The organism is Dolichospermum lemmermannii CS-548 (assembly GCF_028330815.1).
Classification (GTDB): Bacteria; Cyanobacteriota; Cyanobacteriia; order Cyanobacteriales; family Nostocaceae; genus Dolichospermum; species Dolichospermum lemmermannii.
Genome location: NZ_JAQMTJ010000063.1, coordinates 1 through 23,507, shown reverse-complemented (window position 1 = coordinate 23,507; position 23,507 = coordinate 1). Strand labels below are relative to the sequence as shown.

27 protein-coding genes are annotated in these 23,507 nt (G+C 35.6%); 6 read left to right on the top strand and 21 right to left on the bottom strand.

Translation table 11 applies throughout. From position 1 onward, the window contains the following. Positions 1–82: 82 nt before the first annotated feature. On the top strand, positions 83–1,189 hold the full coding sequence (locus tag PN450_RS03510; protein ID WP_148759809.1) for a metallophosphoesterase family protein: 1,107 nt from the start codon (positions 83–85) through the stop codon (positions 1,187–1,189). Here PN450_RS03510 and PN450_RS03505 read toward each other — a convergent pair. The 7 genes from PN450_RS03505 to PN450_RS03475 form a co-directional block, all read right to left on the bottom strand. Next, positions 1,159–1,344, bottom strand: a complete 186-nt coding sequence (locus PN450_RS03505) for a hypothetical protein (protein WP_210422378.1) — start codon at positions 1,342–1,344, stop codon at positions 1,159–1,161. The genes PN450_RS03510 and PN450_RS03505 overlap by 31 nt on opposite strands. A 7-nt stretch (positions 1,345–1,351) precedes the next feature. Beyond that, positions 1,352–2,566 carry an FIST signal transduction protein gene (locus PN450_RS03500; RefSeq protein ID WP_148759805.1) on the bottom strand — a complete coding sequence of 405 codons (1,215 nt, stop codon included), beginning with the start codon at positions 2,564–2,566 and terminating at the stop codon, positions 1,352–1,354. A gap of 197 nt (positions 2,567–2,763) precedes the next feature. Beyond that, positions 2,764–3,318 carry a Uma2 family endonuclease gene (locus PN450_RS03495; RefSeq protein WP_148759803.1) on the bottom strand — a complete coding sequence of 185 codons (555 nt, stop codon included), beginning with the start codon at positions 3,316–3,318 and terminating at the stop codon, positions 2,764–2,766. A 105-nt stretch (positions 3,319–3,423) separates the two neighbouring features. Then, positions 3,424–3,651, bottom strand: a complete 228-nt coding sequence (locus tag PN450_RS03490; RefSeq protein WP_148759801.1) for a hypothetical protein — start codon at positions 3,649–3,651, stop codon at positions 3,424–3,426. A gap of 113 nt (positions 3,652–3,764) precedes the next feature. Beyond that, the gene (locus tag PN450_RS03485) at positions 3,765–5,786 is read right to left on the bottom strand and encodes an Eco57I restriction-modification methylase domain-containing protein (RefSeq protein WP_271835442.1); all 2,022 of its coding nucleotides are present in this window, start codon (positions 5,784–5,786) and stop codon (positions 3,765–3,767) included. A 56-nt stretch (positions 5,787–5,842) separates the two neighbouring features. Next, the gene (locus tag PN450_RS03480) at positions 5,843–7,408 is read right to left on the bottom strand and encodes an SNF2-related protein (protein WP_271835441.1); all 1,566 of its coding nucleotides are present in this window, start codon (positions 7,406–7,408) and stop codon (positions 5,843–5,845) included. Positions 7,409–7,564: 156 nt separating this feature from the next. Continuing rightward, the gene (locus PN450_RS03475; protein WP_271835440.1) at positions 7,565–7,912 is read right to left on the bottom strand and encodes a hypothetical protein; all 348 of its coding nucleotides are present in this window, start codon (positions 7,910–7,912) and stop codon (positions 7,565–7,567) included. Positions 7,913–8,166: 254 nt separating this feature from the next. Between PN450_RS03475 and cdf31 the strand changes: the two genes are divergently transcribed. Further along, positions 8,167–9,069, top strand: a complete 903-nt coding sequence (gene cdf31, locus PN450_RS03470) for a CDF family zinc efflux transporter Cdf31 (protein WP_213718192.1) — start codon at positions 8,167–8,169, stop codon at positions 9,067–9,069. Between the two features lie 17 nt (positions 9,070–9,086). Here cdf31 and PN450_RS03465 read toward each other — a convergent pair whose 3' ends face one another. Both PN450_RS03465 and PN450_RS03460 read right to left on the bottom strand, forming a co-directional pair. Beyond that, complete coding sequence (locus tag PN450_RS03465; protein ID WP_015078241.1) at positions 9,087–9,347, bottom strand: CRR7 family NDH-1 assembly protein; 261 nt, start codon at positions 9,345–9,347, stop codon at positions 9,087–9,089. Positions 9,348–9,558: 211 nt separating this feature from the next. Next, entirely contained in the window at positions 9,559–10,764 is a 1,206-nt protein-coding gene (locus PN450_RS03460) for a histidine kinase (protein WP_271835439.1), read from the bottom strand. A 570-nt stretch (positions 10,765–11,334) separates the two neighbouring features. Here PN450_RS03460 and PN450_RS03455 point away from each other — a divergent pair. Beyond that, positions 11,335–11,598 carry a hypothetical protein gene (locus PN450_RS03455; RefSeq protein ID WP_271835438.1) on the top strand — a complete coding sequence of 88 codons (264 nt, stop codon included), beginning with the start codon at positions 11,335–11,337 and terminating at the stop codon, positions 11,596–11,598. Positions 11,599–11,796: 198 nt separating this feature from the next. Here the strand turns inward: PN450_RS03455 and PN450_RS03450 are convergent, their stop codons facing one another. From PN450_RS03450 to PN450_RS03420, 7 genes are all read right to left on the bottom strand, one after another. Next, complete coding sequence (locus PN450_RS03450; RefSeq protein WP_271835452.1) at positions 11,797–11,877, bottom strand: hypothetical protein; 81 nt, start codon at positions 11,875–11,877, stop codon at positions 11,797–11,799. Positions 11,878–11,906: 29 nt separating this feature from the next. After that, the gene (locus tag PN450_RS03445; protein WP_271835437.1) at positions 11,907–12,224 is read right to left on the bottom strand and encodes a hypothetical protein; all 318 of its coding nucleotides are present in this window, start codon (positions 12,222–12,224) and stop codon (positions 11,907–11,909) included. A 149-nt stretch (positions 12,225–12,373) separates the two neighbouring features. Further along, positions 12,374–12,691, bottom strand: coding sequence for a type II toxin-antitoxin system RelE/ParE family toxin (locus PN450_RS03440; RefSeq protein WP_015078245.1), 318 nt, complete (start codon positions 12,689–12,691; stop codon positions 12,374–12,376). Next, positions 12,688–12,954, bottom strand: a complete 267-nt coding sequence (locus tag PN450_RS03435) for a prevent-host-death family protein (RefSeq protein ID WP_148759785.1) — start codon at positions 12,952–12,954, stop codon at positions 12,688–12,690. Before PN450_RS03435 ends, PN450_RS03440 begins: the two co-directional genes overlap by 4 nt. Before the next feature lie 66 nt (positions 12,955–13,020). Further along, positions 13,021–13,374 carry a XisI protein gene (locus tag PN450_RS03430; RefSeq protein WP_271835436.1) on the bottom strand — a complete coding sequence of 118 codons (354 nt, stop codon included), beginning with the start codon at positions 13,372–13,374 and terminating at the stop codon, positions 13,021–13,023. Beyond that, the gene (locus tag PN450_RS03425) at positions 13,362–13,778 is read right to left on the bottom strand and encodes a XisH family protein (protein ID WP_271835435.1); all 417 of its coding nucleotides are present in this window, start codon (positions 13,776–13,778) and stop codon (positions 13,362–13,364) included. The genes PN450_RS03430 and PN450_RS03425 overlap by 13 nt, the downstream gene beginning before the upstream one ends. A gap of 140 nt (positions 13,779–13,918) precedes the next feature. Beyond that, a complete protein-coding gene (locus PN450_RS03420) occupies positions 13,919–16,237 on the bottom strand; it encodes an AAA-like domain-containing protein (protein ID WP_271835434.1) in 2,319 nt (772 codons plus the stop codon). 253 nt (positions 16,238–16,490) lie between these two features. Between PN450_RS03420 and PN450_RS03415 the strand changes: the two genes are divergently transcribed. Beyond that, positions 16,491–17,819 (top strand): S-layer homology domain-containing protein, encoded by a 1,329-nt coding sequence (locus tag PN450_RS03415; RefSeq protein ID WP_271835433.1) that lies wholly within the window; start codon positions 16,491–16,493, stop codon positions 17,817–17,819. A gap of 71 nt (positions 17,820–17,890) precedes the next feature. On the opposite strand, the gene PN450_RS03410 is transcribed toward PN450_RS03415, so the two are convergent. Further along, a complete protein-coding gene (locus PN450_RS03410) occupies positions 17,891–18,661 on the bottom strand; it encodes a peptidoglycan-binding protein (protein ID WP_271835451.1) in 771 nt (256 codons plus the stop codon). Between the two features lie 317 nt (positions 18,662–18,978). Between PN450_RS03410 and PN450_RS03405 the strand changes: the two genes are divergently transcribed. Beyond that, positions 18,979–20,397 carry a hypothetical protein gene (locus PN450_RS03405; RefSeq protein WP_271835432.1) on the top strand — a complete coding sequence of 473 codons (1,419 nt, stop codon included), beginning with the start codon at positions 18,979–18,981 and terminating at the stop codon, positions 20,395–20,397. Between the two features lie 196 nt (positions 20,398–20,593). Continuing rightward, positions 20,594–20,890, top strand: coding sequence for a hypothetical protein (locus PN450_RS03400; RefSeq protein ID WP_271835431.1), 297 nt, complete (start codon positions 20,594–20,596; stop codon positions 20,888–20,890). Positions 20,891–20,905: 15 nt separating this feature from the next. Here PN450_RS03400 and PN450_RS03395 read toward each other — a convergent pair whose 3' ends face one another. The 4 genes from PN450_RS03395 to PN450_RS03380 form a co-directional block, all read right to left on the bottom strand. Next, complete coding sequence (locus PN450_RS03395) at positions 20,906–21,547, bottom strand: PAP/fibrillin family protein (RefSeq protein WP_213711798.1); 642 nt, start codon at positions 21,545–21,547, stop codon at positions 20,906–20,908. A 138-nt stretch (positions 21,548–21,685) separates the two neighbouring features. Next, a complete protein-coding gene (locus PN450_RS03390; RefSeq protein ID WP_168631835.1) occupies positions 21,686–21,868 on the bottom strand; it encodes a chlorophyll a/b-binding protein in 183 nt (60 codons plus the stop codon). A 126-nt stretch (positions 21,869–21,994) separates the two neighbouring features. Then, the gene (locus tag PN450_RS03385; protein ID WP_271835430.1) at positions 21,995–22,933 is read right to left on the bottom strand and encodes a cation diffusion facilitator family transporter; all 939 of its coding nucleotides are present in this window, start codon (positions 22,931–22,933) and stop codon (positions 21,995–21,997) included. Between the two features lie 227 nt (positions 22,934–23,160). Then, positions 23,161–23,507, bottom strand: a 347-nt coding sequence (locus PN450_RS03380) for a TPR end-of-group domain-containing protein (RefSeq protein WP_271835429.1), incomplete at its 5' end; no start/stop codon positions are given.

Below are 23,507 nucleotides of genomic sequence, written 5' to 3'. Positions count from 1 at the left end.
CCTACACAGGTATACACAGTGAGAGTTATACTTTAAGAATAAGAATTTTTGCAACTTTATTTTTAACATTTTCTTAAAATCAATGAAACTCAATTTTCGTTTTGCTATAGTTAGCGACTTACACATTGCGCTTCCTGAAACCATCTGGGATCATCCTAGTCGCTTTCATTTGGTGGAAGTGAGTATTCCAGCTTTTGATAGTGTATTAGCACATTTAACCCAATTAGATTTAGATTTTTTGTTGATCCCTGGAGACTTAACCCAACATGGTGAACCAGCAAATCACAATTGGTTACAAAACAGGCTATCTCAATTACCTTTTCCATCTTATGTGATTCCTGGTAATCATGATCTCCCTGTTTTAATGGCTAATGAACAATCAATTGGTTTTGCAGATTTTCCCTATTTTTATCAAAAGTTTGGTTATGAAAATCCTCAACAACATTATTACAATCGGCAGATATTCCCAGGAGTGAGGTTAATCGGTCTTAATTCTAACTCATTTAATGATCAAGGTGAGCAAATAGGACGGTTAGATAGTCAACAATTCCAGTGGTTAGAACGGGAATTAGCAAGCATTAAAGATGAATTGGTTTTAGTAATGATCCATCACAATGTGGTTGAACATTTACCTAATCAATCAAATCATCCGATGGCAAATCGTTATATGCTGGAAAATGCAGCAGAACTGCGGACATTATTACAACGCTATGGAGTTAAGTTAGTATTTACAGGACATTTGCACGTTCAAGATATTGCTTATGCAGAAGGAATATATGATATTACCACGGGTTCTTTAGTCAGCTATCCTCATCCTTATCGAGTATTAGAATTTAACCGCGATGAATTGGGTAACGAATCCTTACAAGTTGTTTCTCATCGTGTGGAATCAGTGCCAGATTTTCCCAATTTACAAACATTATCACGGCAATGGATGGGCGATCGCTCTTATCCTTTTGTCCTCAAATTATTGACTTTACCACCTTTAAGTTTACCACTAGCACAGGCACAAATCCTAGCTCCCGGTTTACGGGATTTTTGGGCAACTATTGCCGATGGTGATGCTATGTTAGAATATCCACATTTTCCTATTCATGTCCGTCGTTATATCGAAGAATATAGTGCGGTTAATGATGGGAATACGGCTTTAATTGATAATCATAGTACGCTTTTAATTGGTAATGGGTAATTGGTAATTGGTAATTGGTAATGGGTAATTGGTAATTGGTAATTGGTAATTTTCTTCCTACTGACAACTGACAACTGTACGGGCGAAGCATTTGGAGAACTATTTTTGGCAATGACCGATAATTTATCTTCCAAATGCTTCGCCCCTACTAACAACTGACTCCTATTCCCCAAGAGAACGACAAATGGCAAATACAGAAGTATAACCATGGAGGAAAGTTCTGCCGCTGACTGGACCGATTTCACCACCGCAGAAAAAGCCACCCATTGGTAAATCATGGAGGTATCGGCTAAATAGTTGAGAATCAAAATTAGGTTTGCCATAAAGTCCTGTTCCTCGTCCTAAACAGGTGAACATTAAAGCGCCTACGGGAGATGGTTCGCTGGCATTTTGACTTTGATATTCTTGCAGTAAAATTTCTAAATCTTGGGCTGATGCTTCGGCATCCCTCAGATGAAATTGTAACCTTTGACCGGCACGAATGCGATCGCCAATTGCGATCGCCCCAGCATTAGGATCTACTCCTAAAATATTGCGAATTAAAAAATCTCCTGAATGTAAATTTAGCCGAAATTCATCCATTGCTAAACCTACAAATAAAGAATGTTGTGCTAAAGTTCGATCTTCTTCACTTAAACTACTAATTAAATTTCGCAATACCACCAATGGGACTTTTTCATCTAACTCAACAATAATATTCCGTTCCGCTTTAGTGACTTGTAACGGTTCACCAATGGGACGACACCCTTGGGCTACAATGGTATCTAAGACAATATTGCCACTTAAAGCGATGCCTACCGTCCCTTCCCGATACAATTTATCATTACAAAATAAGCCGACGCGACCATTCATAAAGCCGCTGCTGGCCTGTCCTCCCACCACCACAGAACCTGGATAAGCAAAATCTAACCCCTGCAACAAATCATTCGTTCCTGAAGCAAAGGGACTAGACAAGAGAATAAATTGGGGGACAACCGAAGGTGATACACCTAGCAAATCAATCCAAGCGGTAGGGGAACTATCGGAATCTGGCAATTCTTCGGCGACAATATGAAAAGGTCGGATTTCGACACCGGGAAGATGGGCTAAAGTCAGACTCAGGGCGGGTTCTGCTTCTATTTCTTCGGTTTCTCCTGCCTGTTTTCTGCCAATTACACCGCCAGCACTACAACCAATTAATACAGGTACAGAAAGCTTTTCCGCCAATAAAGGCAACAGCCGGGAATACTCACTCATAAAGGCAGAAGAAATGAATACCAGCCCTAAATCTGCTGGTGCTGTTAAAGATGCCACTGCTTGTTCTACGACATCGTTAATAGCCGCTTCTAAGGAAGGACGGGTTGATAGGGCATTTGTCCACTGCATTTGATCTGCCATGAGTTTTCGGCTTGTTTCTGTTTTGAGGTTAGTTGATTATTTTAACTAAGTTTGGTGATTGGTGATTGGTAATTTGTAATTTGTAAATAGGTGAAGGGAAAAAAAACGAAATATGTAACGAAAAGTAAAGTTGCCCAAAACCTCTTTTCTGTTCCCTTGCCATAACGACAATTTTTAACGCCAACCTACTTAAACATCTATTCAAATACAGGAGGCCATAATTCAGAAATAGCAATTTCCCAACCAGGAAATAATTCAGTTACGGTTAATTTATCGTCTTTTGTTAATAATGTAATTTTACCATCAGGACGATAAACAGCAACAGTTAATTCATCAGGATTGATGAGAATTGCTACCTTTGCACCTAATTCTAAAAATAATTTAAGTTTATCTTCTAATTTAGCAACTCTATCAGTTTTTGATTTAATTTCTACCACTAAATCAGGAACTAAATTACCAAAATCTCTCACAGTCCGTTTTAATCTTTGGGCGGACACAAAGGAAACATCGGGAGCGCGTAAATCAGTATTTGGCATAATAAACCCACCACTGGAGTCAAATATTCGCCCTAATTTACGAGGATTAGTCCATAATTTTAGCAAATATATGAACTCAGCACCAATTTCACTAGATTCTATATCAGATGGACCCATAATTAAAATATTTCCTTCTTGTAGTTCTATTTGATAGTCGTTATCATCATCTTTTAATATTTGTTCTATTTTTTCTACGTTGTCAATTGTGAGAGTCATATAATTTTCATCTCCAGTGATATTTGTGATGATTTGATATTATAGCATATTTATTCAGATCATTCAGATCCCCGACTTCTTTAAGAAGTCGGGGATCTAAACACTTTATATTTTTATGTCTGCATATTCTTGTTCTGTTAATGGAAATTCAGGATCTATTATTTTTACTTCTTTATAGGTTAATTCGTAAAGTTTATAAACCATATTGTCTATTTGTTGTTCTAATGCAGTGGTGTCTTTACCTTGAGATTTGAGAGTAAGGATATTATTCACAATGGTTTCTATTACTTTACGCTTTGTTCCAATAAAGGTAGGAATGGGAAGTTTACCCATTGTTTCTCTATTATAAGCAAAAAATCCAGGGGAAACGCATCTTATCAATAAGGACTATTTAATCTCAATAATGACCCAAAAATTCGCATTAACGTCTACTTATTGACAATGATTTAAACCATCACGATGACTCTGAAAAAATCAATCAAACGATAAATACCGATTCCTTCGTTTATACACAAAAATTTTACATCTGGAGTTGAATAGCGTTTGATTTCAGCACCTTTAAGTAAAGGCTTCACAATGTCATAATTGAATTGATAAAGTTTACCTGTTTGTTTTGAGTAAAGTTTATCTCCTTGTATTTCTAATATATAAACTGGATCAGCACTTGTTTGTAATCCAACAAATATATCTGAAAATTCTGATAATAGAGGAAAAGAATTAATTTTATCAAAAATTATTTGCAAATTCTGAGAACCTAACAACCATGTTTTTTCTTGAATTCTATCGTATGAAATATTATCAAACTTAATTTTAGACAGATTTTTTAAATAACTTGTTTGGTTAGATTCAAGTTTGACGTATTTAAAAAAGTTCTTTTTATTTTTAGATAACAAGAAAATTCCAGTATATGTAATTACAGAATCAAAAACTTCCACATCTGTTAAATCTATGAATTTTTCTAGTAATGTATTTTGATAAATAAATTCTTTCAATTTTGTACCATAGTCGGTTTTAATAAACTTTGTAGGATTAATAAGGCAAATATGTCCACTTGGTTTCATTAAATCATCAACTGCTTTTTCAACAAATAAGACATAAATATCATAATTTTTAAATGCAGTCTTGTATTTACTTTTAAAATATGTAGATGATTGTTTATCTAATTCTTGAATACGAATATAAGGAGGATTACCAATTACAATATCAAACCCCACATTTTCCACAACTTGCTGATTCATAACTTCAGGAAAATCTAACTTCCAATCAAAGAAATTAAGAGACTCATCAGGATGATTTTTTAATTGTTTAAGTTTCTGAATATTTTGTTTCCAACCAAGAGTTTGCAAATAAACCTCAGTTTGCTTAGTTAAAGTTTTACCCTTACCAGTGGGTTTATCTTCCATACCTTTAGTTTTAATCATCAATTGTAATTGACTTATCAACAAATCAATTTTCAAATCACGGATATCAGCAGCTAATTTTTTCTTATCGCTATCTGGACTAAAAAACTGCATTTGTTTATCACTAATTTTCCTTAAAATTGCTTGAGGTTGGTAAACATCAACTAAAATACTTCCTTGTGTAACATCTTTCATTTCCCAATCAATATCAATAATATCATCACCAAACTTACTCACCAAACTATTACCCACCACAATTTTATAATCAAGATTAGGTAATGCTTTGGGTTCAGGTTCATCTACTATTAAACTTAACCAAAAACGCAATCTAGCAATATCCACAGCACCGCGTTCAATATCTACCCCATAAATACTATTTTGGATAATATTCAACTTCACATCCGAAGCATTAAAATTAGTCGTATTCCCGAATTCAAAAGTATGTAGAGTTTGTTTTGCGGTAAATATTTCGTGTAACAAACCCATAGTAAAAGCACCCGAACCAATAGCAGGATCACAAATCTTTACATTATCCAATGCAATATTCAAATGTCTGAACCATGATTTAGAGGATTCCTTTGATTTGCTTGATTTTTCGAGAATATCTAGATTGATTTCTTTCTTTTTGATGAATTGTGTAATCAATTCCTTTTGAGTTTCTTCTATCAAGGTAATCCCTAAATCAGAAAAATCATAGTTTAGACAATAGGTATTTAGATATTCAATCAAACTTTCTTGACACATATAATGGACAATTTCTTTCGGGGTGTAATATGCACCCTTATCTTTATTATCTTCTAGCAAATTCTCAAAAATATGTCCCAACATTTCCGGGTCAACAGCTATGGTATGATCATAAGGATCATCTTCATAAATAGTAAAATTATACTGATCAAAAAAGTTAAAAAGATTTGCAAATAAATGATCATCAAAAATTAAACTGCGATATTTTGGATTATCTTCCTCAAATAAACCCCCATTTAAATAGGGTATTCTACAAAGTTTATTTTCACCAAGTTCAATCAAATCATCAGGACGTTTTGCATTTAAAGTATCAAAAAATAGCACAGATAAAAAATCTTGATAAAAAAGTTCCTTATGGGTAAAATTCTGAAATTGATTAGTTAAAAAATGATGATCACCTTTTCCCCAATCTTCATTTTCTGGTACACCAAACCAGCGAGATATTCCACTTTTTGAGGAGGTTCTACTTGAGGGAATATAATTCCTTGTGTTGCTAAATCTGATTTATATTCAATAATATTTTCTAAATCTGTTCTAGTTCTTCTAATAGTAATAGGTTCAATTATCTTACTTCTAATTTCTCCATAAATCATTCTCAGTTTATTAACATCTAATTCTTCAAATCTTTTCAAACTTTTATATTGTTCTATTAAAGGATTGAAAAAAGCAGTTAAATTTGTAATTGGTAGTGTTGACTGTCTAGCGTCTTGAAACATTTGGATTTGATAAAAAATGTCATCTGGACGATTATTTAAAGGAGTTGCAGATACTAAAATTACTTTTTTCTGATTACCGGGAATCAAACCCTGATTTACTCTGGGACTTTTACAAATTAATTGTAAGTTTTGAAAAGCACCAGTTTTATGATGACGAAATTTATGGGCTTCATCAACTATGACTAAATCATACTCTTCTTTGTTCCAATAATCTTGATGTTCTGTTAATATTTTGTCAAGACTACCATTAGTTATAAACTTGGTATATTTGTCAATATTAAAATATTTGAAAGTGTTTTTCCAGTTCTTTTCTACTGCTGGAGGATAAACAACTAAGATTTTGGTATTGTTTCTCCCATTTTCCATTAAAAACCTTTTAGCTACCATTGCTGCAATCACGGTTTTACCTAATCCCACTACGTCAGCTAAGATAAAACCATTGTGCTTTATCAACATATTAAAACCTTCATTTACAGCATCAACTTGATAAGAAAGTTTTTTAAATTTTTCGGGTAAATCACCAATGGAATCAGCATCATAATTAATATTATCACTAAAATATTCACTTAGCAATTTTATATATAATTCAAAGGGAGTCGTTTCTGCATTTAAATAAGTTTCTTTGGTAATATTCTTGATATCAACTGGTAATATATCAACAGATTCAGCCCAAATTTTCTCAAATTCTGCTGTTGCAAATTGGACATTAAACTCATAATTATGGAAATTTCCTCCACCTAAACCTGCATCTGTTAGATTAGAAGAACCAGTTATTGCTGTAGCTGGTGTATGTTGATTAAATGGTTCAGGACGTAAAATATAAACTTTCGCATGAATCTTTTTTTCTGGATGTGCTTTAACTTGAATTTTGCCTTGAATTATGTCATCAATGAATTGCAGAATCCCTGTTTCAGTCTTTTTGTCATAATTAGCATTTTCAATATCTTTTTGAATTTCTTTGATAAAATCTTCTCTGGTTTTTTCATCATGTTTAAAAAATTCCAGTCCAGATTTTTGAGCATCAGCCAGCATTTTATCAACATTGATTCCTACTAATATTCTAATATGGGGAACTTTGTCTAAAAACGGTCTAATTCTAAAATAACCAGATGCTCTAAAATAGCCTACTAAAGCATCAAAATATTGAATATTAGGATTATATGTAAACACTCCTTCAAACTTCTTAATTAGGGTATTTTCTTCGCTATTAGTGAAAAATTTTGTTGACATATTTATGTTTAACTGTCCAAACTATGATTTTTAAGATTATTTTGATGAAGATGAGAAAAAACGTCTGAACTATGATTTTTAGAATTATTTTGATAAAGATGAGGGATTCATCATAAAAATCATCAAAATCACAAAAATCATAGTTTAGACATTAATTTAAAACTGCTCTAAATACTGATTAACATCTTCAATAACGCGAGTAAGTTCCGCTTCTGTCGTCAACCGAATCCCCATATTGCGAATTGTTAACAAAACTTTAGCCGCAAAGGGAGTAGGCCAGATATTAGGATTACAAAATATTTCTATAAATACATCCCCAGTGTAACGATACTCTAACGAGGGTTGGGGACTGACTTTAGCTGTACCTGGAGTTTTACTAGCAACAGCTTTGAGACTTTTCAATAATTCATTGATTGCTGCTTTTAATTCTTGCGCTACTTGGGGTGAAAAACTAACAGAAATAGAACCTTCTACCAGATTTGGTGTGAGAGGTGCAGAAGACATAACCTACTTATTAATAATTATTCGTAATTATCCACATTACCATATCCAGATCCCCCACTTCTTTGAGAAGTCGGGGATCTTTTGTTCCTTTTTGTTCAATAAAGAGATAAATTCTTAATAAGCAGTTTTTGACATATTTCCTGTATATTTATTCCTAGAAATAAATACCTATTGTTGTACAGCAATAGTTAAAGAAAACAAATTCTCTAGTCTTTTTTTTCACAAATCACACAAGATTAACAAAAGATTAATATATGATTTACGATAACCGCACGGAAGTAAGAAAAGTTTTAATTATCACCCTACTGCTTAACGTATTTGTAATGGGCTTAAAAGTCCTTGTGGGTCATTGGACAGGTTCTTTAAGTTTGCTGGCTGATGCTTTACATAGTGTGACTGATAGTGCCAATAATGTCTTAGGCTTAGTTGCTATTAAGTTTTCTTCACCATTGCCAGATCGGGAGCATCCTTATGGGCATAATAAATTTGAAGCACTAGGCGCTTTGGGGATAGCTGCATTTTTAGGAATAGCTTGTTTTGAAATTGTCCAAGGTGCAGTAGAAAGAATTCTCAAAGGTGGCGAACCTGTAAAAGTATCACCTCCAGAATTGTGGTTATTACTGATTGTGTTAGGAATAAATATTTTTGTCGCCTTTTATGAACGGAATGTGGGAAAAAGAGTAGGTAGTTCCATTTTAATCGCTGATGCTACCCATACCATGAGTGATGTTTGGGTGACAATCTCCGTTATTGGTGGTTTAATTGGTGTGTGGCTGGGTTATCAGTGGTTAGATGTAGCACTAGCTTTCCCCGTGGCTTTACTGGTATTTTGGAGCGGTTGGTCAGTTCTAACCGAAAATTTACCCTGGCTTGTGGATCAAATGGCCATAGCCCCGGAAACCATTCATACAATTGCAGTTTCTGTCCCCGGTGTAATTAACTGTCATGATATCGCTTCCCGTGGTGTCATTGGTCGTCAAGTGTTTATAGAAATGCACTTAATTGTTGATGCACCAGATGTAGAAACGGCTCACAATATCACAGAAGAAGTTGAAAAACAACTAGAACAACGTTTTCATCCTGTGAGGATTTTAATTCATGTTGAACCACCTGCATATCAATCTGAGCGCATCACCTTTGAAGCCGAACAAACATAATTTGGTAGCAAATAATTTTATTTTTCCAACCGCACCGCATACCACTGTAAATATTCTCCAGGACCCACATCTAAATTACAACTTGTATCCAGCAAATATTGTGCTTGTTCGCTAACAGACTCAAATTTTTGCACATCCAATGGTAAATCCGCGAATGCAATTTGTGATAAAGTTTTTTCCAGCTTGATTAATAATTCCGCCACTGTCAGAAATTGTTCTGGTTGATTTGTTTCCAAAACAACAAAATCGTCCTGCTGATACATTAATTGATTTGGCATTTTTAGTAATTAGTAATTTGGTAATTGGTAATTGGTAATTGGTAATTGGTAATTGGTAATTGGTAATTGGTGATAGTTTTACCACTGACAACGAACAACTGACAACTGACAACTGTACGGGCGAAGCATTTGGAGAACTATTTTTGGCAATGACCGATAATTTATCTTCCAAATGCTTCGCCCCTACTGACAACGAACAACTGACAACTGACTAAGATGGATATACTGGCATTGTAAAATGAAACCATGCACCACCGTGGGGAGATGAATCTACCCAAATTTGACCGTAATGGGCGCGGATAATACGTTGACATAAACAAAGACCAATTCCATATCCATCTGTACTTTGATCACGTTGGAGACGGAAAAGATTCTCAAAAATGCGATCGCGGTTTTCTTCGGGAATACCAGGTCCTGTATCACCAATCGTAAATTGCACTTTTTGGCTAGTGCGATGGAGTCCCGCTACAGTAATTATGCCACCAGACGGTGTATATTTGATGGCGTTATCTAAAAGATTAACCAGGACTTGGCGAATTCGTTCAGGATCAGCATAAACAGAGGGTAAATCCTGGGGAATGTCTATTTCCACCGTTTGAGATTTAGCAATATAGCGATCGCTCAATTCCTCTAATACCTGTAAACAAATTTCCCCTAATTGTAACTTTTGTGGTACAATTGGCAATTCTGTATCGTCACCCCGCCCAGCTTGTAACAAATCAGCAATCATCCGATCAATGATCTTGGTTTGCGTCCGAGCCTGTTTTAATAAATGTATAGCCAAACCAGATTTCAGACGTTGAAATCCCCCTGTATCTGGATTGTAATTAGATTGAAGAGTTTCAATAGCGATCGCCGCAGCCGTGAGAGGATTACGGAGATCATGTGCTAAAATCGCAATTACTCGGTCTTTAAACAGTAGCTGTTCTTGCAGTCTCTCCTTTTCCTGCTTCAGACGAAAAATTTCATCCCCTAGTTGAATTGCCTCGGCCGAAGTAGCAACAGAATGAATGGTAGATTTAGGCGAAATCACCTGACTCTTTTCATCCAAACATTCCTGTTTATCTGCCTGTAATTTCAAAAAAGTGCCAACAGCGTGTTGCCAACGCGGCCACCAAATTTTTAATTGTGGAATAATATTAGTACCAGCAATAGTTTGTTGAGGTTCGGGATGAATCTTAACTAGAGCAGGGGTTGCTACTAACTTAAAATGTTCCGCTAAATAGGGTTGTTGTCCAACATCAATAATTTGTAGTTCAAAACTATACCCAGCCTCTAATTCTTTTAAATAAACCCGAATTTGCTGCACTTGTTGACGAGACTGAGGCCGTCCATCAACAAATAGCAATAACTGGAGAGGAGCTTCAGCATAAATAGGCTGATCCTGGGAAACTTGCATGACATCTTGTTTCAGCACTGGTAACAACCTGGGGACGCTTTACATAGAGTAAAATGGACTAACGTTGCTTAATGGCCGTTGTTTTTCTAATTTAATATCTATTTTAGATTCTTCCTACTCCAATTCGATCTAGGTTTTTGGGTGGAAACGGATTTTTTTCGGAATTTTGCTGCCATTTGCTCTTACTTTTACAGCTACTAGGCTTCTAGTCAGGAATTGTTGAACCTATCGTCACCTCCTTTAGCAATTATGATAAAAATGATGGACTGTAGTGTGAGCGTCTCGCTCACGCGGGGAAGATGCTCTAGTCTCGCTCACGCGGGCAAGATGCTCTAGTCTCGCTCACGCGGGCAAGATGCTCTAGTCTCGCTCACGCGGGCAAGATGCTCTAGTCTCGCTCACGCGGGCAAGATGCTCTAGTGTGAGCGTCTCGCTCACGCGGGCAAGATGCCCGCACTACCAAAAACCCGCCAAAATAAATTTGACAGACTACTAGTAGAAGTCAAGAGTCCCTTAATGTAGGCTTTTGCCATATATTCCGTAACTCATTCAAATGCATACAAACCTATAGCTAATTATGTAACACCGATGCAACTTGCAATCACTTCCCCACTAGAAGCATTAAATCATCCCTTACCCGTCCATCAATTCTTACAAACAGCCGCAGAGTTGCCTTATTCCCAGCTTACCACTTCAAACCATTGGCGAAAACTTTCTATAAATTTCTCAAAACCTATAACCGCCACTATTGGCGTTACCAATCAATATTCTATTAACCAAGAAAGGTATAAATTTAGACTATATTATGATTTACGTAACTGGCACATTGGTAGGGTGCGTCAGACCGCATAAATCCTGCAAATAAACAAATTACAGCGGTTTCCGCTCTTATGAGGTACAAAGTTGAATCATGAAACTCTTGTAGTGCGGGCATACTTCGACAAGCTCAGTACAAGTCTTGCCCGCTAGATATGTACCTCATAACACCGGGAAGTGCTGTATTGATATCTGACGCACCCTACAGTTGTATTGCATCAAGCGCGATAACTGCTATATACGCTCTCGAAAATAAAGCCGATATAAATCACAAAGACATTGTACTTCATTTCCTTTAAATTCAATTAACCCCAAACTGCGTAATTTTAAAGCTTGCGTAGAATCTATTTGAATAGGAATGCACGGTCAAAAAATGGCATTGTTGCACCTTTCCACTCAGAGGGTGCAGCATTATAACCAAAAGACCAAATTCCTAAATCTGGTCTTTCTTGTGCAAGCCATGTTAACCAAAAGTTATCATCATTTGGTAATTCTTGAGGATGCCAAGTTGACCTTGCGTGACCACCTAAACCGTGAACAAAAATTATATCACCACAGCGTTTAGGATTTTCACATCCTGAGATTTTGATTAAACCTGTGATTTCTGGGGATTCAGGTTTTGGGGTTTTACCGAATAATTTACCAAGAAAGCTGAAAACCATACTAATAAAGACAATTAGTTTATTAGTAATGAATTATATCTTACTTTTGGTATAAAACAAACGAAACCCAAGATTTTATCTACCATCCTTGCTAAGAGATACTTCGTAAGTTTACTCACATATTCCCCAAAAGTGATCGTTGACAACAATCATTCAGATTCCTCACCTCGATAAGATTGGCGACTGTGGCGAACATGAAGAATTGCGACAACATCTTCCATGACTACAAACAAAACTCGATATTTTCTTTTTTTTCCGATCCATATTTGCCGAACCTCACAACCAATAACTTTGGATTCTGGTGCTTTGCTACAGCGATTAGGAAAGTTTTGTAATGATGCGATAGTATCTTGAAATTCATAGTACCAATTGTTTGCCATTTCAGGACTCAGATTATCGCACATCCAACGATAGGAAGTTTCTATTTCTTGAAAGGCTGTAGGTTGAATAATAACTTGATAATTCATGAGCGAGGAGGAATATTAAATTTGTCTTCTAGGGTTGCTAATGCCTCCTCGGCAGGAATTCCTTGACCTTGCTCAAACTCATCTAGTCCTTTACGAATACCTACTATTGCTTCAAGGTAATCAATTCGCTCTAAGAGTTCTTGATATATGCTTGAGGGATGTTTTGGATCTGTTTTCAGTGATTGCAAAAAACTAAATAAATCCTCTAGGATTTCATTGGGGGTGTTGTCAATTTCTTGTAAGAGCAATTCTTTGATAGTCATTATTGTTAATCGCCAAATTTACATTTCTATTAGCTATTCTAAATCATTCATGAGAAATCTGCCTCTTTAAGCAGTAGCAAATTCTGTTAAACTGCGTTTACTTGGATGGTGGAAACCCAAAACAATATCACTTTGTGGTATTCCATTTGATAACAAATCATCAACAATACATAAATTAGTTACATCTTCTTCCACCCAAACTTTACCATTTTTAATGCAAAGATAGATGATAATATGCTGTATCTGTTTTTTGTCATCCCAGCCAAACCGAAACCAAATATATTGATCTCTTTTTTCATCAAAAGCTAAACGTTCACTAGCTTCAATTTCCCCATTTTCAACATTTTGAGGATTACTAATTTCATAATATTCTGTCAATATCTTTTTGATAGCATTGCGATATTGTTCTAATTTATCCATTGTTGAATTTCCTCCTTTTCTGTGTTTACAACTATTAATAGAAGGTGATTTTCTTGGATGACTGCTTGTACAGATTTACGTTGAAAAAACTTATCATAAACAATATCATCAATGGCTAAATAAAGTTTATATTCTGGCGCACTAAGTTGAATAAGTTTCCTGTATACTATGTATTGTCCCAAGGCATTGTGAAAATCATACATTTGCGATTTACCCGCAAAACTCTTGATTTCTACCACAATTTTCTGCCCTTGACGTTCTGCTGCTATAGGTTTTTCTGCTGCTAAGTCAGCGTAGAGTTCAGCATCTTCATATTTAATAACGTAAGGGTCATCTGTGATAGTCCAACCATCTTTTATTAATGAATTTCTGACTTCATTATGGTATATATCTTTCGCTGGCATGATGTAACTATTGAGTTATAATTTTATTATAAAATCTTTTCTGTTACATTTACTCAATTTTGAATTGATTTGAAAAGCCTATTCTTTCGTGGAAAATGAATGCTTAACAAATCTTAATAATACTCTGAAAGACTTACCTGCTAAAATCTACAAATCTCTGCAAGAAGAGAGCATAACACCGAAAGACTTTGAATTCTCAACCCACCTGGCGTAAAGAATTTACCTCTAACACGAAAACCGGTCGGTACTGTACCCACGAACTTATACGTATCTAAATTTTTTGCTTCCCATAAGGGTATTTCCCAATTCATCCAGTCTCCCCCTTCCTTCTTCCATCCCACCCTTTCGGCGAACCTATTATACCCATCCTCGTTCCATTTTGTAAATTCTCCCTTTTCCCAGTCAAAATCTAAAGAATTACCTGTTTCCAGATATATTCTTTTTTGGACGCTATAACCGAATTTTCCTTGTGAGTTTGTTACCCATAAATCATCTACTGCTTTTAAATCTTTACAGTTAAAATTTTTAACATCATTTAAGTCTAAAAATCCTTGTTCTTCTCTTTTAGCTGAAACCAGAAGAAACTGCCAATTTTTCTCATCTGCTTCTTTCCATCTATTTTCTTTCATTAAATAGTCTAATTCATCTAATAAATGTGCTTTTAAAGATTCATAATATTCTGTATTTGAGCCATCTAAATCATTAATTTGACGATAAAGATTAGCGATAATATTAACATTATCATTATATAGAATATTCAGGTCTAACTTAAATAAATCAAGATTAGACGTTAATTGAGATTTGAGAAGATTATATTTTGCTAAGGCTATTTTGGAATTATTTAATGATTTTTCTAATTTACCTTTTACATAGTAAATGTAAACTAAAGTAGCTAAATAACTTGAATCATTTTTATCAACTTTATTTTCCTTTGGTAATTTATCAAAACTTTTAATAAGGTCTTCTTTGGCTTGGGTATATTTTTTATCTTTTGAATTATCTAAAGATTCATATCCTAAAACTAGAGAACTATCTAATAAAGCTTCTTTAAGTTCCTGGTTTTTGATTTTTTCTTGTAAAACTAATCCAGCAATATTTAAGAGTTGATTAGCTTCATTGACTTTATTTTTTTGTTGTAGTTGAGAAGCTACTGCTGATAATTCTCTGATTTTAGAAATATTTTCTTCCTGTTCCTGTGTACGACTAGCTGCTAAAAATTCCTTATCTTCAAAACCTAAACTTTTATCCTTTACCCAAGTTTCTGCTTCTGCTAAAGCTTCCCCTCGCAATAATCGAGATTTATCCTGTTTACCTGATAACAACCACTGTCGAAAATTCTCTGCATAAGGACGTAAACTAGCTAAAGTTTTTTCAATCCATAAACCATCAAAAATCGTCTGATAAATCTGATTATAAACTTTTAATTTACCATTCTTTTTAACAACAATTCCCGCTAACTGTAAATCACTTTGTTCAATACTATTATCAGTATCAATTCCTTGTGAATGCCAAATTTGTTGATATAAATCTAATAAACAAGCGGCTTTTTGTTCATCTCTTTTTAAGATTCTATCTCGAATAGTTCTAAAATGTTCCGGTTCATCTTGAGATTCCCAATTTTCAATTACTTTATTTTTGACTAAATTCTCTACAAAACTAACTTCTTCTTCAATAGGAATGACAGTTGTAGATTTACTAATAAAATCACATATTTTTTGAGTTAAAAATGGCTGTCCTCCTGTCCAATCTAAAATCGCTTTTAATACTGCTTCCGGGTTATTAGTTTGGTGAGAAAACCCCTTAATTAAAGGTAAAGCTTCTGTAAATTCAAATCCCGTTAATTCAATACCTTTACCAATATTAAAAGGAGTCCGTTTTTTATCTTGAATTAATTCCGAAGGTGTGGCAACTCCCAACAATACAAAATTAATACGGTTATATTCAGAATTGTCAACTCTAAGATTAAAAAATGCCCGAATTAAAGCAAAGAAATCATCAACGGGAAAATTCAAACTGAGAATACTATCAATTTCATCAATAAAAATAACTATTTGTGTAGGAATTAATTTTAATAAATTATCAATAAACTTGCCAAAAATCTGCACATCAGAAAATCGTTTGTTTTCTTCCCATAATTGATCTAAATTGAATTGCTCATCTAAATTTAAACTTTCAGCAATAGTATTAATAATTCCCGCATACCATTGTTCAGAATTTAACCCAGATGTGCCAATTGCAGTTAAATCTATAGCCACACAAGCAATTTTTTCCGCTTTCAATCTTTCCATTGTGCGGACACGTAAACTAGATTTTCCCATTTGTCGAGAGTTGAGAACAAAACAAAACTCTCCCGCTTTTACAGCCTGATATAGATCATTATCAGCTTTGCGGGTGACATAAGTGGGTGCATGAGGAGGAAGACTACCACCAAATTGATATTGAAAATCTTGGGAAGTCATATTTTTATTCTATATGAGTTAAAGGGCGGTTAGAAACCGCGTCTACACAGGCAAAACCCACCTCCGTGGGTTTAAAAAGTTGAATTTTCTGTTAGTCCACGCAGGTGGACTTTGTTTGTGTAGACGCGAATTCTATTCGCTTTTATAGAAAATCATTATAGGCAAAATCCGAACTTAACTCAATAGAATTTCCCCAGTAATCAAGCCCCAAAAATGCTAGTGTAGAAGGTGAAAATCAATTTGTGATTTCTTTGTGTTTTCCCGTAACTACCCTGCTGTATTCCTGAGTTTAGCTGTTTTACTATCCTTAACAGCCTGTGCTAACAGTCAATCTGCTAAAAACCTAGAACAATCATTAGCGGCTGACCCTCAGTTGCAAAATAATCCTGTTCCCTTTGGCAAATCTCAGAGTCAGCAAATAACACCAAACCCCAACACATCAACAATTAAATTACCAGCTGATTTTCCCGCAGATATACCCATTTATCCCAACGCCAAACTAGAGGAAGTTACACCAGCTAATTCGGAAAATAAAATATCAATTCGGTGGCAAAGTGCAGATCCTAGTAATTTAATTACCAGCTTTTACCGCCAGCAATTTCAGGCTAAAAACTGGCAAATTGTCCAACAGCCTCAAGATGATGTAGATGGGGCTTTTTCCGCCCGACGCAATGATCTACTCATCAATGTCACAATTAAACCACAAACAGTTACCAAAGCTGAACCCAATCAACCGCAAACTGCTACTAAATTAGTAATTGAATATTCATCTAATTCTAAGGACACATCAACTAACCCAGTTATACCATCAGATAATTCTGAATTTATAGGTCCAGTATTACCTAATAGCAATAATACTAACGTAGTCACTCAGCCAACCCTACAGCCAACCACCCAACCGGAAACCTTAACAACTCAGGAATTCAGTGATATTCAGAAAGCACCACCCGAATGGCGATCTCATATTCAAGATTTAGCTACATTGGGTGTATTATCTATCGAACCGAAAACAACCGAATTTCTTCCTGATAAAATTATCACCCGTCGGGAATATGCCCGCTGGTTAGTTGCAGCTAATAATGCCATGTATGCGAATAATCCAGCCAAACAAATCCGGTTAGCATCCCCCAGCACCCAACCAGCTTTTAGAGACATCTTAACCAAAGATCCTGATTTTCCTGTCATTCAGGGATTAGCCGAAGCAGGTTTAATTCCCAGTGCTTTGTCTGGAGATGCCACAGCCGTATTATTTCGTCCTGATGCACCCTTGACGCGAGAACAATTAATTTTATGGAAAGTTCCTTTAGATACTCGCCAAGCCTTACCCGCAGCCAGTTTGGAAGCCGTTAAACAAACTTGGGGTTTTCAAGATGCAGGTAACATTGAACCGAAAGCATTAAAAGCAGTTTTAGCAGACTTCCAAAATGCTGAACAATCAAATATTCGCCGAGTTTTTGGTTATACAACCTTATTTCAACCCAAGAAACCTGTAACTCGTGCTGAAGCTAGTGCAGCTTTATGGTATTTCGGTACTCAAGGCGAAGGAATATCAGCAACGGAAGCTTTAAAGCTGAAAAGGTGAATTTTATTTTAGATTAAATAAACATTCGACAGGCCGAATAGCCTGTCATATTTACTTGCTAATTCTTGACTTTACTTTTCGGGTGTAGCTGTTGGTGTAGCTGTTGGTTTAGTCGTTGGTGTGGCTGTTGGTTTAGCCGTTGGTTTAACCGTTGGTGTAGCTGTTGGTTTAGCCGTTGGTTTAACCGTTGGTGTGGCTGTTGGTTTAACTGTTGGTTTAACTGTTGGTTTAACTGTTGGTTTAACTGTTGGTTTAACCGTTGGTTTAACCGTTGGTTTAGCCGTTGGTTTAGCTGTTGGTTTAACCGTTGGTGTAGCTGTTGGTGTAGCCGTTGGTGTAACCGTTGGTGTAGCTGTTGGTGTTAGTTTATCAATGATGTTCTTAACTTCTTCATTTAGTTTTTGGCGAAGTCGTAAATCAGCAATCCCAGTTTCTGAGAGTTGATGTTTTTTCTGGTACTCCTTTACCAACTCTTCTAACTGGGGACTGTAGAATTGATCACGGGGAAGTAGAGTTTTTGGTTTAAGTACAGTATTCAAATTAGCTTGCAGAATTTCGACGATCTTCGCGGCTTGATCTTGGGTTTTGGGGCCTACTTTCCCGTCCACCTTTAACTTGTAGGCTGTTTGAAATTGATTGATAGCCTTTTTAGTTTCCTCATCAGTCAGAGGATCTTTGGTAACTTTAACGTTATAACCCAACCCCCGTAACACAGATCGGAATTCGTCCGGCGTATAGTTGCGCTGACGGGCTGCAAAAGCTATGTCTGAAGCTACAACACTAGCTGCTACCATACAGGTTAAAGCTATAGTTACTCTAGATTTGTCGAAACTACACCACATCATAAAAACTCCTTGGGATTAAATCCTTGATATTAAGAGACTAACAGGTAATTTTGAAGTTTTTTTAACCTCTGGCTTCATAATTAATGATTAATTCTGATTAATTTGACTTTGATTGATTATTAATGGGTATAAGAAAAATTACTATTCGACATCTGCTAATAGTCTCAATTCTGAAAAATCTGTGTTGCTACTTGTTTATACCAACATACTTTAATTTTAGCAATATTTAGTCACTCCTCAACCTACCTAAAACTGGGTTTCAAACTGATGCTACTGTATTTCATAAACCCACAATTTACCACATATAAGAAACCATGAGTAAATTAAAAAATTACCAGCGAAAAAACCTATGGTTTGAAAGGGTAATGGCAATTACCGCCACTGCTAACTTAGTATTAGTTTTCTTTGATTTAAGTTACGTACCTTGGCGAGATTTTTACTTCCGCAGACTTCCTGAACTAACTCGTTTATACGATCCAATTAAAGGTATTGAACCTCATCGTGATACAAAAAAATATTTAGAAGCAGTAGCTAGATTGGAAGTACAGGTAACTCAAACAGGCTTAATCTCACCGCAAGTCAAAGCCAAATTAGCAGACCTTCGTTTTCTCAGCAAAGAAATGATTGAAACTAATCCTTTTGCCGGTGCGGGGAAAGGTGGAACTCTAGAAAAAATCAAAAACCGAATGCGGGAACGCGTCAGTAAAGAATCTGCAAAAGGTGCATTTAATACTTTTTGGAGTCAAGAGTATTTATCTAAACATGGTTGGAATCAGGAAATAGACTTTTTCAACCAGAAAATTCGTCCGGGAATTGCCAAAAACTATTATCGTAAAATTGGTGAAAATGGGGAATTTTTGAATAATTTTTGGATAATTGATTTACCATTTGTAATTTTATTTGCTATAGAATTATTAGGACGTACTTTCTTCATCAAACGTAGATATAGTCATTTAAGTTGGTTCGAGGCAATTCTCTGGCGGTGGTATGATCTATTATTACTAATACCAATTTGGCAATGGTTACGAGTCATCCCAGTGACCATAAGACTAGATCAAGCCAAATTAGTTGATTTTTATGTAATTAGACGGCAAATTCATCAAGGTATTCTTGCCAATTTTGCCGAAGAAATTACAGAAATTGTCGTAGTTCAAGTAATTAATCAATTTCAAGGTTCAATTCAACGAGGTGAAATTACTCGTTGGTTATTAGAATCAGAAAATGTGCGTTCTTACATAGATATTAATAATATCAATGAAGTCGAAGCAATTACTGGATTGTTAATTAAAACTCTTGTTAATCAAGTATTACCAAAAATCCAACCAGAAGTAAATGCCATTTTGTGCCATAGTATTGAAATCGCTTGTCAGCAATTACCAGGCTATAGTAATATCCGCATGGTACCAGGATTAGGTAAAGCCCAAACACAAATTAGTCAACAACTAGCCACCCAAATTACTAATAATATCTATGCTGCTTTAGCTAGTACCATCAAAGATCCTGTCGCGGCAAAACTTTCCACTCAGCTAATAGAAAAATTTACAACTTCATTCACTTCAGAAATTCAGAAAAAACAAGTTCTGGTAGAAATTCAAAGTTTACTAAATGACTTTTTAGAAGAAGTTAAAATTAACTATATTCAACGTTTATCCCAAGAGGATATAGATAAAATTTTGGAAGAAACTAGAAAAATGCGAACGGAATCATCCAGCAGTTTATCTATTCGTCAATAAAACATTAGCCAATAGATAGATGAAAATTATCAGAATTTTTGCCAACCTGGAATCAATAGGCATCCCAAAGCATTTCTGATAGCTTGCGTGGCGTAGCCATACAATATTAAGTAGTGTAGGGTGGTATTTCCCACCCTAAGTATATTTCAAAAATCAAATAGGATTCCTATAGACATAGTTATCATTCATTAAAACCATGAATAAAATCATAGATGCGGATATTAATCAGATTGATATCAGATCATTTTTGGAAGAGATAACTCCCGCACAAGCAGAAACTTTATGTGGTGGTCATTGTCAATCATCACAGGATGATCAAGATGCGTACATGAATGATATTGCTGAGATTATCAATAATGCCAAAAAACAAACTCAAGGTGTAGATAATAAACGCAGTAATCAGAAGATTAATACCATAGATAAATCCAAAAAAACTTACCTGAATGGAGTAGAGATACCCCGCAAGGGAAAAACCGTAGTTATATCTTTTTGAATTTTAAATGTGGATTTAACAGGCTAATTTAGGTACATCATTGGCTTTATTGAGAATAAATAAACTTTCATCTCCCCCACGGCCAATTCTTAAAGTTTCATCTAAGTAAGTAATATCGAGAGTGGCAATTCTCCCTTGAGGATTATTAGCTACTACAACTTTAAATGGATTTAATTTAGGGGTATTAATACCGACAATTTTTTCAATAGCTAAATAACGTTTATCAAAATAAACATTGATGCGTTTATCTGCTGTATTTGATATATCTATGGCAGGTTCAAAATTAGCTGTTACTTTCACATATCCTGATATTAAACCCAGAGGATGTTGCACTTGAGCTATATTAAAAAATAGTTTATCGGCAATATTAATTACTTGATAAACTTTACCTATTTGTAATCCCAATGGTAGAGAATCTAAAGAACGGATTTCTCTAGCTGTGGAGTATTGCAGTTGCCAAGCACCATCTAATAAATCCGTAGCATGGAGAAGAGGCTGAGGGTTAGGATTGAGACTTTCTAGTTCTGTTGTTAATTGTTCAATTTCCTCAACTAAACTTTTATCAAGCTTTAAATTAGTAAGAGGATAACCATCACTGTTAATTTGATTTTTTTTGATAGTTGCTTGTAATTTCTCTTTCAAAAGTTGATTATTCATGAGATGAAATATTTGTATAAAACTTTTTGTAAATTATTGGCACTGGTACGAGTATATCTTATATTCCCAAATAAATAACCTGGCAGTTATTATCAACTACCAGGCTTTTGATTACTCAAAAATTATGTTATGGAGAAATTACAGAATACCCCAGAAGTGGAGAAAGCCTTGACCAGAAAATAGTTCAATCAAAGCTGCTGCTGAAAAACCAATCATTGCTAAACGACCATTCCAGATTTCTGCTTCGGATGTAAAGCCCCAGCGCCAACCGTTGCGATCTGTAGCTACAGGTGCTTTAGCTGTTTTTGTTGCATTAGTCATGATCAGCACTCCAATTAGGATTTACTAAGCTTTGTTGTCTTATGTAAATAAATATAACATTTTTCTGAAAAAAATAACATTTATTTATATTTTTTTTGCAACTATGTGTAGATCAGGATCTTATGCTTAAACCACATGGTCTGGTTCTAAAGCACAGGGATACGCCGAATCCCCCGTTTCTACCTGAATAGTAGAGTGTTGAATCCCGAAATGGTGTTCAAGTTCCTGAGAAACTTCCCATAAAAAAGCATCACCAGGATAGCCTTCTGGCATGACTAAATGAACTGTGAGTGCGGTTTCTGTCGTACTCATAGCCCAGATGTGAAGATCATGAATTTTCAACACCCCAGGACATTCAATTAAGTAATTTTTCACAGCCCTGGGTTCAATTCCTGCTGGTACGCCATCAAGTGCCAAATTTACGGAGTCTCTAAGTAAATGCCACGTCCCAACTACAACAACAGCCACAAGCACTAAGCTAACTAAGGGGTCAAGCCACAGCCAATGGGTAAATAAAATCGCAATTCCAGCTACCACAACTCCCAAGGATACCAAGGCATCAGCAGCCATGTGTAAAAATGCTCCCCGAATGTTTAAATCACTTTTGCGTCCTGACATAAACATGAGTGCAGTAGCAGTATTAATGATAATGCCGACCAGGGCAACACCAATAATAGTTTCTCCCGATACTGGACTAGAATCATTAAAGCGGCGAATAGCTTCCCAAGCAATAGCACCCATAGACAAAAGCAAGACCACAGCATTGATTAAAGCAGCTAAAATCGAAGAAGCACGCAAGCCATAGGTATAGCGGTGGCTGGGAGGACGACGGGCTAGGGAACTTGCACCCCACGCTAGGAGGAGTCCCAAGACATCACTTAGGTTGTGACCCGCGTCAGCAAACAAAGCCAGAGAGTGTGCTAAGTAGCCATAAGTGGCTTCAACAATGACAAATCCTATATTCAGTGCAGTCCCAATGGCAAAAGCCCGGCTAAATGTGGCTGGGGCGTGACTGTGATGGTGTCCAGGTTCGTGGTGATGATGGTGGTCGTGGTCCTGTGTCATAGTGATGAGTTGGGAGTAAAGAACTAGATAAATACTATGGTTGCTACATTACTATTGAACCTGATAGCGGTATTTTAGTGTGTTCTACTTAATATCACCGCAAATACTGTACTTCCCAATGTTCAGATATATTCAAAAAAAAGAACTCATATAAAGCTAAAATTTAGAATACACTATATTATAAATTCATAATTAATAAAATTCAGTATATGCCTATTATACCTAATTTATTTAATCAATTCTTGAAAACGTTCATCTTCCCGAATAGCATCAAAATCTGAATCAGTTTTTGCCATTTCTCGGTACTTATCAAGATTTAAACTAATTGCTGTTTTTAGGTTTTCAATTGCTTGTTCAATATTACCTTGCAAGGCATAACCACAAGCTTTATTGTACCAAGCTTCGTGTTTATCAGGTTTAAATTCCACAGCTTTGTCGTAGGAAGATATGGCTTCTTCATACCTGCCTAAATTGTCTAGGGAAATGCCCCGGTTGTACCAAGCTTCGTGTTTATCAGGTTTAAATTCCACAGCTTTGTCGTAGGAAGATATGGCTTCTTCATACCTGCCTAAAT

What these genes read in the sequence shown, in the direction of transcription:
- PN450_RS03425 (WP_271835435.1), bottom strand. Translation starts at nt 13,778, where the DNA reads ATGCCAGCGAAAGATATATACCATAATGAAGTCAGAAATTCATTAATA.
- PN450_RS03400 (WP_271835431.1), top strand. Translation starts at nt 20,594, where the DNA reads ATGAATAAAATCATAGATGCGGATATTAATCAGATTGATATCAGATCA.
- PN450_RS03510 (WP_148759809.1), top strand. Translation starts at nt 83, where the DNA reads ATGAAACTCAATTTTCGTTTTGCTATAGTTAGCGACTTACACATTGCG.
- PN450_RS03445 (WP_271835437.1), bottom strand. Translation starts at nt 12,224, where the DNA reads ATGGTTTTCAGCTTTCTTGGTAAATTATTCGGTAAAACCCCAAAACCT.
- PN450_RS03420 (WP_271835434.1), bottom strand. Translation starts at nt 16,237, where the DNA reads ATGACTTCCCAAGATTTTCAATATCAATTTGGTGGTAGTCTTCCTCCT.
- PN450_RS03495 (WP_148759803.1), bottom strand. Translation starts at nt 3,318, where the DNA reads ATGACTCTCACAATTGACAACGTAGAAAAAATAGAACAAATATTAAAA.
- PN450_RS03465 (WP_015078241.1), bottom strand. Translation starts at nt 9,347, where the DNA reads ATGCCAAATCAATTAATGTATCAGCAGGACGATTTTGTTGTTTTGGAA.
- PN450_RS03390 (WP_168631835.1), bottom strand. Translation starts at nt 21,868, where the DNA reads ATGACTAATGCAACAAAAACAGCTAAAGCACCTGTAGCTACAGATCGC.
- cdf31 (WP_213718192.1), top strand. Translation starts at nt 8,167, where the DNA reads ATGATTTACGATAACCGCACGGAAGTAAGAAAAGTTTTAATTATCACC.
- PN450_RS03480 (WP_271835441.1), bottom strand. Translation starts at nt 7,408, where the DNA reads ATGTCAACAAAATTTTTCACTAATAGCGAAGAAAATACCCTAATTAAG.
- PN450_RS03490 (WP_148759801.1), bottom strand. Translation starts at nt 3,651, where the DNA reads ATGGGTAAACTTCCCATTCCTACCTTTATTGGAACAAAGCGTAAAGTA.
- PN450_RS03395 (WP_213711798.1), bottom strand. Translation starts at nt 21,547, where the DNA reads ATGAATAATCAACTTTTGAAAGAGAAATTACAAGCAACTATCAAAAAA.
- PN450_RS03385 (WP_271835430.1), bottom strand. Translation starts at nt 22,933, where the DNA reads ATGACACAGGACCACGACCACCATCATCACCACGAACCTGGACACCAT.
- PN450_RS03435 (WP_148759785.1), bottom strand. Translation starts at nt 12,954, where the DNA reads ATGACTATCAAAGAATTGCTCTTACAAGAAATTGACAACACCCCCAAT.
- PN450_RS03430 (WP_271835436.1), bottom strand. Translation starts at nt 13,374, where the DNA reads ATGGATAAATTAGAACAATATCGCAATGCTATCAAAAAGATATTGACA.
- PN450_RS03405 (WP_271835432.1), top strand. Translation starts at nt 18,979, where the DNA reads ATGAGTAAATTAAAAAATTACCAGCGAAAAAACCTATGGTTTGAAAGG.
- PN450_RS03500 (WP_148759805.1), bottom strand. Translation starts at nt 2,566, where the DNA reads ATGGCAGATCAAATGCAGTGGACAAATGCCCTATCAACCCGTCCTTCC.
- PN450_RS03475 (WP_271835440.1), bottom strand. Translation starts at nt 7,912, where the DNA reads ATGTCTTCTGCACCTCTCACACCAAATCTGGTAGAAGGTTCTATTTCT.
- PN450_RS03440 (WP_015078245.1), bottom strand. Translation starts at nt 12,691, where the DNA reads ATGAATTATCAAGTTATTATTCAACCTACAGCCTTTCAAGAAATAGAA.
- PN450_RS03455 (WP_271835438.1), top strand. Translation starts at nt 11,335, where the DNA reads ATGCAACTTGCAATCACTTCCCCACTAGAAGCATTAAATCATCCCTTA.
- PN450_RS03410 (WP_271835451.1), bottom strand. Translation starts at nt 18,661, where the DNA reads ATGTGGTGTAGTTTCGACAAATCTAGAGTAACTATAGCTTTAACCTGT.